Here is a 15,709-nt window from a genome sequence, read left to right on the forward strand (position 1 = left end):
GGATCAGGCCGTGACCGACCGGTCAGACGGCCCGCAGGCCACGCGCGGCGACGGCAAGTCCGCCGCCCGCGGGGCCTCCCCCGAGCCGCAGCCAACCACACCCCCAGCGAAGGGCGCACAGGGACCAACGCCGAGAATGGCGCTCTGGTTCCTCCTGCCGGCGCTCATCCTGCTGGGCGCCATGGTGATCTATCCGATCATCTTCTCCATCTTCCGCAGTTTCTTCGACTCCGCCGGCGACACCTTCGTCGGCGCCGACAACTACACCGCGATCTTCACCGACGCCTCGATGCTCACCACGATCAGGAACAACCTGATCTGGGTCGTGATCGCCCCCATCCTGGTGACCACGATCGGCCTGATCTTCGCGGTGCTCACCGAGCGCATCAAGTGGGCGACCGCGTTCAAGCTGATCGTGTTCATGCCGATGGCCGTCTCCCTGATGGCCTCCGGCGTCATCTTCCGGCTGGTCTACGAGCAGGACCCGGACAAGGGCGTCGCCAACGCGGTGATCACCTCCGTAGGCGACGTCTTCGACTCCAGCCAGGGCTACCCGGGCGCCCGGCCCAGGGAGAACGACGCCGCGCCCGCCCTTGAGAACGGCGCAGTCGTCACCCGGCAGCCCATCCAGGCGGGGCAGCCCGCTCTGCTGCCGCTCGTCGGGCTCAAGCCCGACCTCCTGCCCGCCGACGCGGTCACCGCGAAGGCGGTCACCGGCCCCGGGGTGGGCGGCACGGTCTGGCTCGACTTCGCACCCGGCGGAGGCGGTGCCGTCGGCAAGATCGACGACAACGAGAAGGGCATGCCGGGGGTGACCGTCGAGGCCGTGCAACAGGGCGCGGTCAAGGGCACCACCACGACGGCGGCCGACGGAAGCTTCACCTTCGCCGGACTGCCCGCCGGCGACTACGTGATGCGACTGCCGCAGAGCAACTTCACCGCGTCCTTCGGCGGGGTGAGCTGGCTCGGCCCGACGCTGATCACCCCGGCCATCATCGGCGCGTTCATCTGGGTGTGGGCCGGCTTCGCGATGGTGCTGATCGCGGCGGGGCTCGCAGCCATCCCGCGGGACGCCCTGGAGGCCGCCCGCATCGACGGGGCCACCGAGTGGCAGGTCTTCCGGAAAATCACCGTACCGCTGCTCTCGCCGGTATTGGTGGTGGTGTTCGTGACGATGATCATCAACACGTTAAAGGTATTCGACCTGGTCTTCGTCATCGCCCCCGGGTCGGTCCAGCCACAGGCCAACGTGATCGCGCTGGAGATGTGGCGGGTCTCCTTCGGCGGCGGAGGCAACCAGGGACTCGGCTCAGCATTGTCGATCTTCCTGCTGGTGCTGGTCCTGCCATTCATGATCATAAATATCCGGCGGTTCAGAAGGGAGCAGCAGTGATGATGGCCACCGCGACCGTCGAACGTACCGTCGCGAATTCGGCGGGCGCCCCCAAGCGCGGCGTACTCGGCCGCGTCATCGACCGACTCGGCGGCGGGTTCCTGCAGGCCCTGCTCATCGTGGTCGCCCTCTTCTGGCTGATGCCCACCCTCGGGCTGCTGATCGTCTCCATCCGCGGCGAGACGTTCAACAACTCCTCCGGCTGGTGGACGGCGTTCACCCAGCCCGCCCAGCTCACCCTGGCGAACTACAGCGACCTGCTGGCGACGGGCTTCACCAGCTCGTTCTGGAACACCATCGCGATCACGGTCCCCGCGACGCTGCTGGTCATCGGCATCGCCGCGATGGCCGGCTACGCCTTCGCCTGGATCGAGTTCCCCGGCAGGGACGCGGTGTTCCTGGTGGTGGTGGCGCTGCTGGTGGTCCCCATCCAGATCGCGCTGATCCCCATCGCCAAGCTGTACGGCTCGCTGAACATCTTCGGCTCGATCCCCGGTGTGGTCCTCTTCCACGTCGCCTTCGGGCTCCCGTTCGCCATCTTCCTGTTGCGCAACTTCTTCGCCGGCATTCCCAAGGAACTGCTGGAAGCCGCGCGCATGGACGGCGCGGGAGAGTGGAAGATCTTCGCCACGGTGGTCTTCCCGCTGGCCAAGCCGGCGATCGCGTCCCTGGGCATCTTCCAGTTCCTGTGGGTGTGGAACGACCTCCTGGTGGCCCTGGTCTTCGCTGACACCGACAATCAGCCGATGACCAAGGCCCTGCAATCACAGATGCGGCAGTTCGGCACCAACGTGGACATCCTTGCCCCCGGTGCCTTCCTGTCACTGATCATCCCCCTGGTGCTGTTCTTCGCCTTCCAGCGCTACTTCGTCCAGGGCATGATGGCCGGCTCCGTCAAGTGACCCATCCGGAGGCTCGCCTGGCTCTACGACAGGCGGGCCTCCGCCCGGGTTTGATCATTTTTCTGGGGAAGGTCACATGACGGGCTGACGGCCACTATGGTTTTCATCCATGGCTGGACGTCCGTTGCACGAAGTCGTAGAAGCAGGCTGGGCCAAGGCCCTCGATCCCGTCGGAGAGAAGATCTCCGAACTGGGCGAGTTCCTTCGCGAGGAGATCGCCGCCGGCAGGCAGTACCTCCCGGCCGGCGCCAACGTGCTCCGCGCCTTCCAGCAGCCGTTCGACGAGATCAAGGTGCTGATCGTCGGGCAGGATCCCTACCCGACGCCCAGCCACCCCGTCGGCCTGAGCTTCTCGGTCGCGCCCGACGTCAGGCCGTTGCCGGGCAGCCTGGTCAACATCTACAAGGAGTACATGGCCGACCTCGGCCACCCCGCTCCCACCAACGGCGACCTCACCCCGTGGACCGAGCAGGGCGTGCTGCTGCTCAACAGGGTCCTGACCGTGATGCCGGGCAAGCCCGCCTCACACCGGGGCAAGGGCTGGGAGCAGGTCACCGAGCAGGCCATCCACGGCCTCGTGGCCCGGCAGAAGCCGCTGGTCGCCATCCTGTGGGGGCGTGACGCGCGCAACCTGCGCCCGATGCTCGGCGACGTGCCGTGCGTCGAGTCGGCCCACCCCAGCCCGTTGTCGGCCCGCAACGGCTTCTTCGGCTCCCGCCCGTTCAGCCGCGCCAACCAGCTCCTCGAGCAGCAGGGCGCCACTCCCGTGGAGTGGAAGCTGCCCTGATCCCACTAGGATTCGACCATGAGCGATGAGCCAGACACCGAGCGCTATCTCCGGATCACCGTTGAGCTGACCGTGGAGGTGCTCGACGTCGACGCCCTCCAGGCTGCGGCGCTCGCCGAGATCCGGCACCCCGAGGCCGACCTCGACGACAACGAGCGTGCCGAGCAGGCGGGGCTGGTCACCGACGACGAGACCGGCGCCACCGCGTTGCAGTGGCTCATCGAGCCCGACCACGTGCTGCACCTCATCGACCACATCGCCGAGGTCGAGCCCCGCGAGGCCGTCCTCGGCGTCGAGCCCGCCGAGGCCCCCGAGGAAGACGAGCACGAACACGAGCACAACGGCAACTGATTCGGTCGCACGTGTTCCGGCCTCTCGACGCGGTCGCCCAGCGGGCGGCCGGCGATGCCCGAGCGTCCCCCCTTCAGGAACATCACAGACTTCCCGGCCACGGCAGGCGCTGACAGGAGGACTCAGGTGATCGTCGCTTTTTCCGTCACACCGCTCGGAGTCGGCGAGGGCGTCGCCGAGCCCGTGGCCCGGGCCGTCCAGGTGGTGCGCGACAGCGGCCTCCCCAACCACACCGACGCCATGTTCACCACCGTCGAGGGCGAGTGGGACGAGGTCATGGCGGTCCTCAAACGAGCCGTCGACGCGGTCGCCGAGGTGGCCCCCCGGGTGAGCCTCGTCCTCAAGGCCGACCTCCGCCCCGGCGTCACCGACGCGATGACCTCCAAAATCACCTCCCTCGAACACCACCTCGGCTCCACCACCCGCTAGCGCGGTGTCCTCGAACCCTCCCCCAGGTTCGAGCGGCCCCTGGCTCGGCATCAGGTACCGCCGGACGGGCGGGAACGGGCCGGAAGGCTCGAAAGCCTGTGGAGACCCGGTAAGACCATCTCGGTGGCTCGGGTCGGTGAAGCGTGAAGCCGCAGAAGTGCCGCAGGTGCGGTACAGGCAGAGTCTTCGGCATTCATGCCGAAGAGCGCGTCAAGCCGTGAAGTCGGCGACGTTGTCCCCGGCCCAGGTGGCGAAGGGCCGGGCGGGGTGGCCGGTGACCCGCTTGACGGTGTCCGTGAGGACGGCCGGCACGCCGTCCGCGGAGTGCCACCAGTCGAGCAGTTTGTCGGCGAACGCACCCGGCAGATGGTCGGCCATCTCGGCCTTCCACGCCGCACGGCTCACCTCGTGGACCGCGATCGGTTTGCCGGTGACGTCGGCGATCCGCCCGATCTGCTCGGCGAACGTCAGCGACTCGGGCCCGGTGACGGTGTAGATCCCGCCATGCAGACCCGGGTCCCTGAGGACTTCGTACGCGACTTCGGCCAGGTCCGCCTCGTGCAGCGGGTCGGTGTACGCGTTCGGGTACGGCAGGCTCACGGCGCTCGCCGTTCTGATGGGCCACGACCACTGCCGGGCGTTGCCGGCGAACGTGCCGGGGCGCAGGACGGTCACCTCGAAGGGGTGCGGGTGGAGTGCCCGTTCGACGACATGATGGGGATCCGCCGGGTCGGCCGCCATCGATGATGACAGCAGGACGACGTGTTCGACCCCGGCGACGGCGGCCTGCTCGGCGAACGCCTCGACGGTGCTCGCCTCCGCATAGAGGAAGACCGACTCGACACCCCTGAGCGCCTCAGGAAAGGTGTCCGGGTCCCCCAGATCACACCGGACGGCACCGCGCACCTCCTCCGGCCTTCTGGAGCCGACCCGGACGGTCTGCCCAGCACGGTCAAGCAGGGCGAGCAGCGATTTGGCGACCGCGCCGCGGCCACCGGTGACGAGAATGGTCATTTCAGATCTCCTGATTCACAGTGAAATACCTCCGGAACGACGTTCGTAACGAACAGCGTTCTTGCCGAACGCTAGGGAACGAACGACGTTCGTGTCAAACGGTGTTCGTTCTGCCTATGCTGGCGGGCATGACATCCCCAGCGCCGGTGAGCCGCAGGGCCCGGCCCGCCAAGGCTCCGCTGAGCCGTGACGTCATCGTCCGCGCGGGCCTGCGGATCCTCGACCGTGACGGCATGGACGCGCTCACCATGCGCAGGGTCGGCACCGAACTGGACACCGGCGCCGCCTCGCTCTACGTGTACGTCAGGAACCGCGACGAGTTGCTGACCCTGATGTGCGACGAGGCGCTGGGCGAGGTCCCGCTGCCCGCCGACCGCGGGGGGTCGTGGCGCACGCGCCTGACGAACCTGGTCAACGCCTACATCGAGGCCCTCGCCCGTCATCGGGGGCTGGCGCTCGTCGCGCTCGGGACCATTCCCGCCGGCCCGAACGCCCTCCTGATCACCGAGCGCATGCTGGCCCTGCTGAAGGAGGGCGGGCTGACCGACGACACCGCCGCGTGGGCCGTCGACCTCCTCGGCCTCCATCTGACCGCGGTGGCCGCCGAACAGAGCGCCCACCACGACCAGACGGTCGACGGCGGCTCGGAGGCCGCCTACCTGCAGGAGGTCGGCGACCACTTCGCGGCGCTGCCCCCCGACCGATTTCCCATGATCACCGCGCTAAGGGAGCCGCTGCTGGCCGGCAGCGGCGAACAGCGGGCGACCTGGTTCCTGCACGTCCTCCTCACCGGCATCCTCGCCACCCCGGTCGAACGCTAGACCCACGGCGGCACCGGTTCCGCACGCCCGCCCGGAGTCAGACCGGGACCGACGAGGCGGAAGACCACACCACGGGTCAGGGTTTGCGGGCCGCGCCGCCCCAGCCGAGGATGGCGAACCTGCGGAGCAGGGATGGGGAGATGAAACGGTCGGAGTCGAGGAGCTCGAAGTCGCCGAAGAAGCGTTTGATCTCTTCGACGGTCCGGGGGAAGACGCCTGAGCTGGCCCGGGAGTAGACGTCGCGCACCGCGGCGGTGTCGTCGCCGCGGGTGTCGCCCATGGTGAGGTGGCTGATCACCAGGTGGCTGCCGGGCGCCATCAGCTCGCGGAGCTGGGCCACCTGGTCGTAGGGGTCCTCCAGGAAGTGGAGCACCGCGACCATGAGGACGGCCACCGGCTGGTCGCCGTCGATCAGACCGGTCTCGACGGCCTGTTTGAAGATCTCGGCGGGATGGTGCAGGTCGCCCTGCACCATCGCGACGCCGGGGCTGGCGGCCAGCAACGCGCGGCCGTGCACGCACACCACGGGATCGATGTCGACGTAGACGATGTGGGCGTCGGGGGACACGGCCTGGGCGACCTGGTGGACGTTCTGCTGGGTGGGGAGACCGGCGCCGATGTCGATGAACTGCCGGATGCCCATCTCCCGGGCGAGGTGGGTGACGGCGTTGCCGAGGAACTCCCGGTTGTGCCGGACACCGTCACGCGACTCGGGGAAGGCCTTGACGATCTGCTCGGCCGCCTCACGGTCGGCGGCGAAATTGTCCTTGCCGCCGAGCATGTAGTCGTAGATGCGGGCGACGTTCGGCGTGGTGACATCGATGCCTTGAGGGATGCGCTCGTTCACTATCGCTCCTCACCCGTCGACAACGCGATGGGCGAAGCCTGAGTGATGCCGCGGCCCCGCCCGCGCGCTGATCGTAGCGCAGGCAGACCCGTGCACACCGGACTTTTAACACGTCATACGTCCTATCTGGACAAATGCTCGGAGTAAGGCGGACGCCCTGAACGCGCGTCGCGTCTGGCGGCGGGAGCGGCCTTCCACCTGGCCTTCTACCCGGCCTTCTACCCGGTCAGGCGCTCGGAGTAGGGCGGACGCCGGAGACGCGTGTCGCGCCTGCGGGTGGCGGCTACCTTGGCGCAGGAGAGGGCATCGGCGGCCGGACAGGGGGTGGCCTGCAGGGTCTGCCCCGGCGCGCCGGCCCAGGAGAGGGCGACGTCGCCCCCGTCGATCCGGAGCCGGTCGTCGATGGTCCGGCGGACGGCGGCCGGATGAGCCGCCAGGAAGGCCAGGTGCTCCGCGAGCAACCGCTCGGCGACGGCACGCAGCAGGCTTCCCGTGCACAGGTCGTGGCCGCAGGCCGCCCGGTCGAGCAGGATCTCGGGTAACCCGAACCGTCGCAGCCCTCGGCTCGCCACCAGCGCGGGAGCGATCCGGCCGCCAAGCCAGTCGTCGGCCAGGGCGAACTCCGTCCGCTCCCCCGGGCAGCCGCCGCAGTGGAAGACGGCCGCGCCCGTGGTGACATCGTGGATCACCCCGTCGCACTCGGCCGCGAGCGCACGGGCCGCCGCCCTGGCGGTCTGCGCCGCCTCGGGCTGGACCGACACGGGCGCGACGCTGGACACCACGACGTGATGCCGGGCCCGCCCCCACCCCTGCTCCCCCGACTCGGCGACCGCCGCCAGCCAGGGCGACCTGCGCGCCCGCCGGATCGAGACGGTCAGCCGCGGCGACCCGAGCGTGTCCGCCGCGATCCGGCGGAACGGCCGCCGCATGCGCCAGGGCACCACGCTGTCGACGAACCCCGGGCCGAGCGCGGCGGGCAGCCGGCCGGCGACGACCACGAAGGCCGAGCTCGTCTCTCCCGGTAGCTCCAATGTGATCTTCATCTGGCCTCCTCATCGAGCGAGGCCCCCAGCATCCGCGCGGCTCCTGCCGCCTCGGCTCCCCGAACGCCGCTCTGTGGACAGGCGACGGGCTTTCCACAACCTCATATCCCGATAGGGGCGGGGTATCCCGGCACCGGGGTGGGAAGCAGCCAGGGCTCATGGACGGACCGACCTGGAACGGCGGCCAGTTCGGGGACGTGCGACCTGACGTAGTCGCCCGCCGGGTCGAAGCGCCTGGCCTGCCTGATCAGGTTGAAGCTCCGGTTGGGACGGGTGTCGTTGCCCGTGCCGGCGACCCACTGCCAGTTGCCGCTGTTGTCGGCCACGTCACCGTCGAGCAGCAACGCGAAGAAGTGGCCCGCACCCGCCCGCCAGTCGATCCGCACCTGTTTCACCAGGTAGGCGGCCGTGATCAACCGGGCCCGGTTGTGCATCCAGCCCTCCGCGGCGAGCTGACGCATGCCCGCGTCCACGATGGGCACCCCGGTCATCCCCGCGCGCCACGCCGCGAGGGCGTCCTCGTCGTCCCGCCACCGCCTGCGTCCCGGCCGGTAGTCGAGCCGGTTGATCTGCGGGAACGCGTATGTCACCTGGTGATGGAAGTCGCGCCAGCAGAGCTGCCTGACGAAGCTCCCCGCTCCCGCCCGCTCGGCGAGTTCCAGCGGCGACAGGCAACCGAACCGGAGATAGGGGCTCAACCTGGACGTGCGGTCACCCGCCAGGTCATCGTGGCCCTCGCCGTACCCGGCCAGGCCGTGCCGTAGCCAGTGCTCCATCCGGGCACGCGCCGCCGTCTCCCCCGGCGGTGCGAAACCCTCGGTCGCGCCGGCGGGGATGCGCCCGGCGGCCGGCGACGAGGGGACCTGCAGCCGGCGCGGCGCGGGCCGTACGGGGCGGCGGGTGGTGGTGGACCAGGCGCGCCAGTAGGGCGTGAAGACCCGGTAGTGGTCTCCCCCGCCGGCGGGCAGCAGCTCGCCCGGCGGAACCACCGTCACGCCAGGGAAGCAGCGGAAGCCCAGGCGGGCCCGGGCGCATTCGTCGGCCAGCCGTCGTTCCCTGCGCCTGGCGTAGGAGCTGACGTCGGCGGTGGTCCAGACGGCCTCCGCCGACACCTCCGCGGCCAGTCTCAGGGTCTGCGCGACCACGTCGCCGCGCCGTACGAACAGCTCGCCGCCGCGGGATCTGAGCGAGTGGCGCAGATCGGCGAGGCAGCCCCGCAGGAAGGGCGCACGGTGGCCGGCGGGCACGGCCGGGTCGAGCACGAACAACGGCACGACCCGGCGGGCCCGCTCGCACGCCTCGGCCAGCGCCGGGTGGTCGTGCACACGCAGGTCCCTGGTGAACAGCACGATGACGGTCTCCACACCAGGGAGTCTGCCCAGGTCAGGTCAGATGGTACGGAGAATGGCCAGCGAGTGGCCGGGGAGCACGAGATCCTCGTCGAGGACGATGTCCTCGTCGGAGGCGAGCAGGATCCGCGCGCGCGGCAGCTGCAGCCTGACCACCGCCGGGCCCAGGTTGGCGGCGACCCTCAGCGAGCCGCGATGCATGACGAGCCACCGGTCGTCCTCGTCATAGTCGACCTTGATCTGGTCCAGGCGGGGGTCGGTCAGCTCGGGGAGCGCCTTGCGCAGCGCGATCAGGTCGCGGTACCAGTTGAGCAGGGCGCGGTGGCCGTCGAGCTTCAGCTCGCACCAGTCGAGTTTGGAGCGCAGGAACGTGCTCTCGTTCTGCGGGTCGGGGGCCTTGTCGGCCCAGTCGTCGTAGCCGTGGCCGACGAACTCGCGGCGGCGCCGGTCGGCCTCGGTGGAGGCCAGCTCGGGGTCCTCGTGATCGGTGAAGAACAGGAACGGCGTACGGGTGCCCCACTCCTCGCCCATGAACAGCATCGGGGTGAACGGCGAGGTCAGCAGCAGCCCCGCGCCGACCCGAAGCGACTCGGCGGACAGCCGGTCGCCGGTCGCCCGGTTGCCGATCTGGTCGTGGTTCTGCAGCGCGCAGACGAAACGGTAGCCGGGCACATGGGCGGCGGGGCGTCCGTGGGAGCGTCCGCGGAAGGTGGAGAAGGTGCCGTCGTGCAGGTAGGCGGAGGTCAGCGTCTTGGCCAGCACCGCGAGCGGGCCGAAGTCGCAGTAGTAGCCGTGCCGCTCGCCGGTGAGCGCGGCGTGCAGCGCGTGGTGGACGTCGTCGTCCCAGACCGCGTCGAGACCGTAGCCGCCGGCCTCGCGCGGGGTGACCAGCCGGGGATCGTTCAGGTCGGACTCGGCGATCAGCGTCAGCGGCCGGCCCAGCGAGCTGGCCAGCAGGTCCACTTCGACGGCGAGTTCCTCCAGCAGGTGCACGGCCCGCTTGTCGTGCAGCGCGTGGACCGCGTCGAGCCGCAGGCCGTCGATGTGGAAGTCGCGCAGCCACTGCAACGCGTTCCCGATCAGGTAGCGGCGCACCTCGTCGGAGCCGGGACCGTCGAGGTTGACGGCCTCCCCCCAGAAGCTGCCGAGCGCGCTGTTGAAATAGGGACCGAAGGGGTGCAGGAAGTTGCCGGACGGGCCCAGGTGGTTGTAGACCACGTCGAGGATGACGCCGATCCCCGCCTGGTGACAGGCGTCCACCAGCATCTTCAGCCCGTCGGGCCCGCCGTAGTTCTCGGTGACGGCCCACAGGTCGACGCCGTCGTAGCCCCAGTTGTGCTTGCCGGGCACCGGGGGCACCGGCAGCAGCTCCACGAAGTCGACCCCCAGGTCGACCAGGTGGTCGAGCATCTCGGCGGCCTCGGTGAAGGTGCCCGCGGCGGTGAAGGTGCCGACGTGCAGCTCGTAGATGACCGCGCCGCGCAGCACGCGCCCGCGCCAGTCGTGGTCGCTCCAGGTGAACCGGTCGTGGTCGTAGACACGGCTGGGCCCGAACACGCCGCCGGGCTGCCTGCGGGTCATCGGGTCGGGGTACGGCCCGCCGCCGTCGACCCTGAAGGAGTAGTCGGTGCCGTGATCGGCTCCCGCCACCTCGGCGTACCACCACCCCGCAGGGCCCGCCCACATCGGGTGACGGACCTCGGCGACCTCGACCTCGACCGTGGTGGCGTCCGGCGCCCAGACCTTAAACATCGTCGGCGTCATCCCTCTCCAGTAGTGCGACCGGGTACTGGGACAGCAGGTGCGCCAGGGGCACGCGCCCGGTGTGCGGGCGGCCGGTGAGCAGATCGTGCCAGTGGCCGTGGGGCAGCGTGATCCAGGTGTTCCCCCAGCCGCCGCGCGCGGCCAGCCGTACGGGCAGCCGGGTGGCCACCGCGACGGCCCGCGTGCCGCGGGCGAAGGCGATCGCGTGCGCCGCCGCGTCCCCCTGCGCGGCCAGCGGCTCCTGCGGCAGGCCGGGGTCGAGCCGGCGGCGGAGGTTCAGCGCGGTCCTGGTGAGCAGCAGCTTGGCGGAGTCCCAGGCGGAGACGGGCACGCACGGGAAGGCGACCGGCCGCCGGTTGTCGGGATCGACCAGGGAGAAGTCAGTGATCTCATTGCCCTGGTAGACGTCAGGAACGCCGGGCATCATCAGCTGGACGATCTTCTGGCCCAGCGAGTTGGCCATGGCGTGCGGCTCGATCTTCGCGGCGAAGGCGGCGACGGAGGGTCCGCACTCGCTGATCGCGCGCTCGGCGAAGCCGCGCAGGTCACGCTCGTAGCCGGGGTCGGAGTCGATCCAGGAGACGGAGGTCTTGGCCTCCCGCGCGGCCTTCAGCAGGTAGTCGGTGAACCTCTCGGCGCTGATCGGCCAGGCGGCCATGAGGTTCTGCCAGCCGAGGTAGTCGAGCGCGGGGTCGAAGGACACCTGTGCCGCCCAGCCATCCACGGCCGCCGCCCACTCCGCCGGCAGTTCCGACAGTACGGCGAGCCGGGCACGGACGTCCTCGGAGCGCTTGGTGTCGTGGGTGGACAGCGTGGTCATGTTCTCCGGCGGCAGCGTGCGGCAGTAGTCGTGGAACTCGGCGGGCGTCATCCCGAAGTCGCCGGGTTCGCCGCCGACCTCGTTGAGGCAGGCCAGGGGGTACCACCGGTAGAGGGCGGTGTCCTCCACGCCCTTGGCCATCACGGGACCGCAGGTCTGCTGGAACCGCACGATCGCCTCCGGCGTGCCGTACAGCACCGCCTCGACCACCTCGCGGACGGCGGACTCGTCGCCGAGGCGGTCGGCGGCCAGCCGGGCGGCGGTCTCCACGATCTCGACGGACTCCGGCGGCGGCGGCTCGCCCGGCACGGCGTACGCCCGGTAGACGGGCATCGCGGCCAGCAGTTCGACGACGGCGGCGCGTAGCCTGGCCCCGCCGACGACGGCGGTCAGCCGATCGATCTCGGCGCCGAAGAACAGGTCGAGCACGTGCCGTTTCGACTCGCGGACCACCGTGGTGTAGTCGGCCGGTCCGCCGGTCAGCCGGGTGAACAGCTCGACCAGCGGCTCGCGCCCGGCCGGATCGACGAACAGCCCGGTGATCCGGTTGAGCACGTCGTAGCCGGTGGTGCCCGCGCAGGCCCAGTCGTCCGGCAGCCGTTCCTCGCGGATCAGGATCTTCTCCGCGATCGTCCACACACCGCCCGACCGCTCCCGCAGCCGGTCGAAGTAGCCGCGCGGGTCGGCCAGCCCGTCGGGGTGGTCGACCCGCAGCCCGTCCACCAGCCCTTCCTCGACCAGGGCGAGCACCACCCGGTGCGTCCCCTCGAACACCCCGGGGTCCTCCACGCGCAGCCCGATCAGCGAGGACACGTCGAAGAACCGCCGGTAGCCCGGCCCCTTGCGGAAGGAGACCAGCCGATAGTGGTCGCCGGGCAGCGGAAACTCGTGGTCGTGGTATCTCAGCACGTCACCGTCGGGGTACGGCTCGCGGTCGTCGCCGAGCACCGGCAGGTCCACCCGCCCCGACCCCCAGTCGATGTCGAACCACGAGGCGTACGGCGAGCCGGGCCCGTCCTTGAGCACCGACCAGAGCTGCGCGTTGCCCGACTCCGGCACCGGGACCGTCATGTGGTTGGGCACGATGTCGACCACGACGCCCAGCCCGTGGGCGTCGAGCCGCTCGGCCATCGCGCGCAGCCCCTTCGCCCCGCCGAACTCCTCCCTGATCCGCGAGTGGTCGGTCACGTCGTAGCCGTGCCGGGAGGCGGGCACGGACTGCAGGATCGGCGACAGGTAGACGTGGCCGACGCCGAGGTCGGCCAGGTAGGGCGCGAGCTCGGCCACGTCGGCGAACCCGAAGTCGGGGGTGAGCTGGAGGCGGTAGGTCGAGGTGGGGGCCGCGCCCCGGGACGGCCTAGACACGCCGCAGCACCCGGACCGAGCGACCGGCCACGGCCACGCCCTCTCCGGCCCGGCACGCCCGGGCGTCCAGTGTGATCGGCATCGCCGTGTCGATCTCGGTCAGCCACATCTCGCCGTAGTCCTTCGGGATCGTGAACCGGATGACGTCATGGTGGGCGTTGAACATGAGCAGGAAGGAGTCGTCCTTGATGCGGCGGCCCCGGCGGTCGGGCTCGGTGATGGCGTCGCCGTTCAGGAAGACCGCGAGCGACCTGGCGTAACCGACCTTCCAGTCGGCGTCGGTCATCTTCTCTCCCGGCGGGGTCAGCCAGACGATGTCGCTCAGCCCGTCCTCCGAGCCGCGCACCGGCCGGCCGTAGAAGAAGCGCCTGCGGCGGAAGACCGGATGTTCCCGCCTGAGCTTGGCCAGGCGTTTGGTGAACTCCAGGAGCAGCCAGTTCTCCCGCACGTCGGACCAGTCGACCCAGCTGATCTCGTTGTCCTGGCAGTAGGCGTTGTTGTTGCCCTTCTGGGTGCGGCCCAGCTCGTCGCCGTGGGAGAGCATCGGCACGCCCTGCGACAGGAACAGGGTGGTGAGGAAGTTTCGCTTCTGCTGCTCGCGCAGCGACTCGATGGCGAGCGTCGCGGGCCCCTCCGCCCCGCAGTTCCAGGACCGGTTGTCGTCGGTGCCGTCGCGCCCGCCCTCACCGTTGGCCTCGTTGTGCTTGGTGTTGTAGGAGACCAGGTCGCGCAGGGTGAAGCCGTCGTGGCAGGTGACGAAGTTGATCGAGGCGGCCGGACGTCTGCTGTCGAGCTGGTACAGGTCGCTGGAGCCGGTCAGCCGCGAGGCGAACTCGGGCAGCGCCGCCGGCTGTCCCCGCCACAGGTCGCGGATCGTGTCGCGGTACCGGCCGTTCCACTCGGTCCACCGGGCCGGGAAGTTGCCCACCTGGTAGCCGCCCGGTCCGACGTCCCACGGCTCGGCGATCAGTTTGACCTGCGAGAGCACCGGGTCCTGCTGGACCAGGTCGAAGAACGCGCTCAGCCGGTCGACCTCGTGCAGTTCCCTGGCGAGAGTGGCGGCGAGGTCGAACCGGAACCCGTCGACGTGCATCTCGATGACCCAGTAGCGGAGCGAATCCATGATCATCTGAAGCACGTGCGGCGACCGCATGAGCAGGCTGTTTCCGGTGCCGGTGGTGTCGAGGTAGTAGCGCGGATCGTCCTCGACCAGCCGGTAGTAGTCGACGTTGTCGATGCCCCGCATGCTCAGCGTCGGACCGAGGTGGCTGCCCTCCGCCGTGTGGTTGTAGACGACGTCGAGGATGACCTCGATCTCGGCCTCGTGCAGCGCCTTCACCATCGCCTTGAACTCCAGCACCTGCCCGCCGCGCTGGCCGGTGGAGGAGTAGGCGTTGTGCGGGGCGAAGAACCCGATCGTGTTGTAGCCCCAGTAGTTGGTCAGCCCGCGCTCGGCCAGCCCCTGGTCGGTGACGAACTGGTGCACCGGCATCAGCTCCAGCGCCGTCACGCCGAGCCCCGTCAGATGGTCGATGATCTCCGGGTGGCCGAGCGCGGCGTAGGTGCCGCGAATGCGCGCGGGGATCTTGGGATGCCCGATCGTCAGCCCGCGCACGTGCGCCTCGTAGATCACCGTGTCGTGGTACGGCCGGGCGGGCGGACGGTCGTGGCCCCAGCCGAAGAACGGGTTGATCACGATGGACCGGGGCACGTAGGGGGCCGAATCCGCGTCGTTACGGCTGTCGGGCTGCCCGAAACGGTAGCCGTACACCGCCTCGTTCCAGTCGACCTCGCCCTCGATCGCCTTGGCGTACGGGTCGAGCAGCAGGTTGGCCGGGTTGCACCGCCGGCCGGTCCGGGGGTCGTAGGGGCCGCGCACGCGGTAGCCGTATCGCTGCCCGGGACCGATTCCCGGCAGGTAGCCGTGCCAGACGAAGCCCTCGACCTCGGTGAGCGAGACCCTCGCCTCGTGGCCGTCTTCGTCGAAGAGACACAGCTCCACACCCTCGGCCGCCTCGGAGTACAGCGCGAAGTTGGTGCCCGCGCCGTCGTATGTGGCACCGAGCGGGTAGGGATCACCCGGCCAGATATCCGTCATTCACACCGCCCTCCAGCGGTGAGAGGTCATTCCCACATGTGCGTACGGCCATGCGTGACAGCCCGCCCCTGTCTGCCGGGGCGCGAAAGTCACCGCGTGGGGGGTCGCTCAGACGGACGTCAGCGCCGGCCTCCCCGCGTGCCGACCTTCTCCACCCGCCCGTACCCCGCGCACCCGCCGCACCGACCCGGCGCGCACTCACCCTGCGCGCACTCACCCGGCTTCGTCACCGCCGCGTCCCCGCTGCCCTCGCACACCGTGCACTCGGTGAAGGCGTCGAAACGTGAATACCGGTAGAGCCTCTTGAAGGGTCCCGGTCGCCGGGTCTCCCAGCCGACGACCAACGCGAATGAGTCGATCTCGGCGAACAGCTCGTCATCCAGGCCGTGCACACAGATGAAGAACCACCTGCGCGCAAGGCTCCAAGGGCTTGTGCCAAGCCCGATGTCGTCAACGTGCATGAAGATTGTCTCTCTGCTCTGACTACAGATGATCGCGTCAGCCGGGACCACCTCATCGCCCCCCTGGATCAGCTGAGTTCCGGAGCGCCCCGTCGCGCTCCTCGAACTCCCCCCATGGGCATGTTCCGGCTCCCTTCGGGCAGTCGAGGGACTCCCTTACCTTCTACGCTGGTTCCTTACCGATTACGACGTGCCTATGGCAATTGCCACACGAATGTACCCCTGGCGGTTACCTATCGGAATTGTCATGCGTGGCTAGCCTTGG

General features: G+C 69.7%; 14 protein-coding genes. 6 read left to right on the plus strand and 8 right to left on the minus strand.

Going from position 1 to position 15,709, the window contains the following annotated elements:
- The first annotated feature begins 10 nt into the window (after nucleotides 1–10).
- The 5 genes from MBA17_RS22110 to MBA17_RS22130 all read left to right on the plus strand — a co-directional run bounded on the left by MBA17_RS22110 (nucleotide 11) and on the right by MBA17_RS22130 (nucleotide 3,862).
- Nucleotides 11–1,393, plus strand: a complete 1,383-nt coding sequence (locus tag MBA17_RS22110; protein WP_238498445.1) for an ABC transporter permease — start codon at nucleotides 11–13, stop codon at nucleotides 1,391–1,393.
- Between the two features lie 2 nt (nucleotides 1,394–1,395).
- On the plus strand, nucleotides 1,396–2,295 hold the full coding sequence (locus tag MBA17_RS22115) for a carbohydrate ABC transporter permease (RefSeq protein ID WP_455432825.1): 900 nt from the start codon (nucleotides 1,396–1,398) through the stop codon (nucleotides 2,293–2,295).
- A 109-nt stretch (nucleotides 2,296–2,404) separates the two neighbouring features.
- Nucleotides 2,405–3,082 carry a uracil-DNA glycosylase gene (locus tag MBA17_RS22120; RefSeq protein WP_238498447.1) on the plus strand — a complete coding sequence of 226 codons (678 nt, stop codon included), beginning with the start codon at nucleotides 2,405–2,407 and terminating at the stop codon, nucleotides 3,080–3,082.
- 18 nt (nucleotides 3,083–3,100) lie between these two features.
- Nucleotides 3,101–3,433: a hypothetical protein gene (locus MBA17_RS22125; RefSeq protein WP_238498448.1), complete on the plus strand. Its 333-nt coding sequence runs from the start codon at nucleotides 3,101–3,103 to the stop codon at nucleotides 3,431–3,433.
- A gap of 126 nt (nucleotides 3,434–3,559) precedes the next feature.
- Nucleotides 3,560–3,862, plus strand: coding sequence for an MTH1187 family thiamine-binding protein (locus MBA17_RS22130; RefSeq protein WP_238498449.1), 303 nt, complete (start codon nucleotides 3,560–3,562; stop codon nucleotides 3,860–3,862).
- A 210-nt stretch (nucleotides 3,863–4,072) separates the two neighbouring features.
- On the opposite strand, the gene MBA17_RS22135 is transcribed toward MBA17_RS22130, so the two are convergent.
- The gene (locus tag MBA17_RS22135) at nucleotides 4,073–4,876 is read right to left on the minus strand and encodes an SDR family oxidoreductase (protein ID WP_238498450.1); all 804 of its coding nucleotides are present in this window, start codon (nucleotides 4,874–4,876) and stop codon (nucleotides 4,073–4,075) included.
- Between the two features lie 128 nt (nucleotides 4,877–5,004).
- On the opposite strand from MBA17_RS22135, the gene MBA17_RS22140 reads away from it, so the two are divergent.
- Nucleotides 5,005–5,697: a TetR/AcrR family transcriptional regulator gene (locus MBA17_RS22140; protein WP_238498451.1), complete on the plus strand. Its 693-nt coding sequence runs from the start codon at nucleotides 5,005–5,007 to the stop codon at nucleotides 5,695–5,697.
- Nucleotides 5,698–5,773: 76 nt separating this feature from the next.
- Here MBA17_RS22140 and MBA17_RS22145 read toward each other — a convergent pair whose 3' ends face one another.
- The 7 genes from MBA17_RS22145 to MBA17_RS22175 all read right to left on the minus strand — a co-directional run bounded on the left by MBA17_RS22145 (nucleotide 5,774) and on the right by MBA17_RS22175 (nucleotide 15,444).
- A complete protein-coding gene (locus tag MBA17_RS22145) occupies nucleotides 5,774–6,544 on the minus strand; it encodes an SAM-dependent methyltransferase (RefSeq protein WP_238498452.1) in 771 nt (256 codons plus the stop codon).
- Between the two features lie 218 nt (nucleotides 6,545–6,762).
- Nucleotides 6,763–7,587 carry a hypothetical protein gene (locus tag MBA17_RS22150; RefSeq protein ID WP_238498453.1) on the minus strand — a complete coding sequence of 275 codons (825 nt, stop codon included), beginning with the start codon at nucleotides 7,585–7,587 and terminating at the stop codon, nucleotides 6,763–6,765.
- A gap of 101 nt (nucleotides 7,588–7,688) precedes the next feature.
- Nucleotides 7,689–8,951 carry a cryptochrome/photolyase family protein gene (locus MBA17_RS22155; RefSeq protein WP_238498454.1) on the minus strand — a complete coding sequence of 421 codons (1,263 nt, stop codon included), beginning with the start codon at nucleotides 8,949–8,951 and terminating at the stop codon, nucleotides 7,689–7,691.
- A 24-nt stretch (nucleotides 8,952–8,975) separates the two neighbouring features.
- Nucleotides 8,976–10,688, minus strand: a complete 1,713-nt coding sequence (treZ, locus tag MBA17_RS22160; RefSeq protein ID WP_238498455.1) for a malto-oligosyltrehalose trehalohydrolase — start codon at nucleotides 10,686–10,688, stop codon at nucleotides 8,976–8,978.
- Entirely contained in the window at nucleotides 10,681–12,885 is a 2,205-nt protein-coding gene (gene treY, locus MBA17_RS22165) for a malto-oligosyltrehalose synthase (protein WP_238498456.1), read from the minus strand. Before treY ends, treZ begins: the two co-directional genes overlap by 8 nt.
- Nucleotides 12,878–14,983 carry a glycogen debranching protein GlgX gene (gene glgX / locus MBA17_RS22170; RefSeq protein WP_238498457.1) on the minus strand — a complete coding sequence of 702 codons (2,106 nt, stop codon included), beginning with the start codon at nucleotides 14,981–14,983 and terminating at the stop codon, nucleotides 12,878–12,880. Before glgX ends, treY begins: the two co-directional genes overlap by 8 nt.
- Before the next feature lie 119 nt (nucleotides 14,984–15,102).
- Complete coding sequence (locus MBA17_RS22175) at nucleotides 15,103–15,444, minus strand: hypothetical protein (protein WP_238498458.1); 342 nt, start codon at nucleotides 15,442–15,444, stop codon at nucleotides 15,103–15,105.
- Nucleotides 15,445–15,709: the final 265 nt, after the last annotated feature.

Origin of the sequence: Dolomitihabitans soli (assembly GCF_022213955.1) — a bacterium.
Taxonomy (GTDB): domain Bacteria; phylum Actinomycetota; class Actinomycetes; order Streptosporangiales; family Streptosporangiaceae; genus Streptosporangium_A; species Streptosporangium_A soli.

Bases quoted from the DNA above. Each gene is read 5' to 3' on its own strand.
- MBA17_RS22115 (WP_455432825.1), top strand. From the start codon at position 1,396: ATGGCCACCGCGACCGTCGAACGTACCGTCGCGAATTCGGCGGGCGCC.
- MBA17_RS22150 (WP_238498453.1), bottom strand. From the start codon at position 7,587: ATGAAGATCACATTGGAGCTACCGGGAGAGACGAGCTCGGCCTTCGTG.
- MBA17_RS22140 (WP_238498451.1), top strand. From the start codon at position 5,005: ATGACATCCCCAGCGCCGGTGAGCCGCAGGGCCCGGCCCGCCAAGGCT.
- glgX (WP_238498457.1), bottom strand. From the start codon at position 14,983: ATGACGGATATCTGGCCGGGTGATCCCTACCCGCTCGGTGCCACATAC.
- MBA17_RS22175 (WP_238498458.1), bottom strand. From the start codon at position 15,444: ATGCACGTTGACGACATCGGGCTTGGCACAAGCCCTTGGAGCCTTGCG.
- MBA17_RS22125 (WP_238498448.1), top strand. From the start codon at position 3,101: ATGAGCGATGAGCCAGACACCGAGCGCTATCTCCGGATCACCGTTGAG.
- treZ (WP_238498455.1), bottom strand. From the start codon at position 10,688: ATGTTTAAGGTCTGGGCGCCGGACGCCACCACGGTCGAGGTCGAGGTC.
- MBA17_RS22120 (WP_238498447.1), top strand. From the start codon at position 2,405: ATGGCTGGACGTCCGTTGCACGAAGTCGTAGAAGCAGGCTGGGCCAAG.
- MBA17_RS22135 (WP_238498450.1), bottom strand. From the start codon at position 4,876: ATGACCATTCTCGTCACCGGTGGCCGCGGCGCGGTCGCCAAATCGCTG.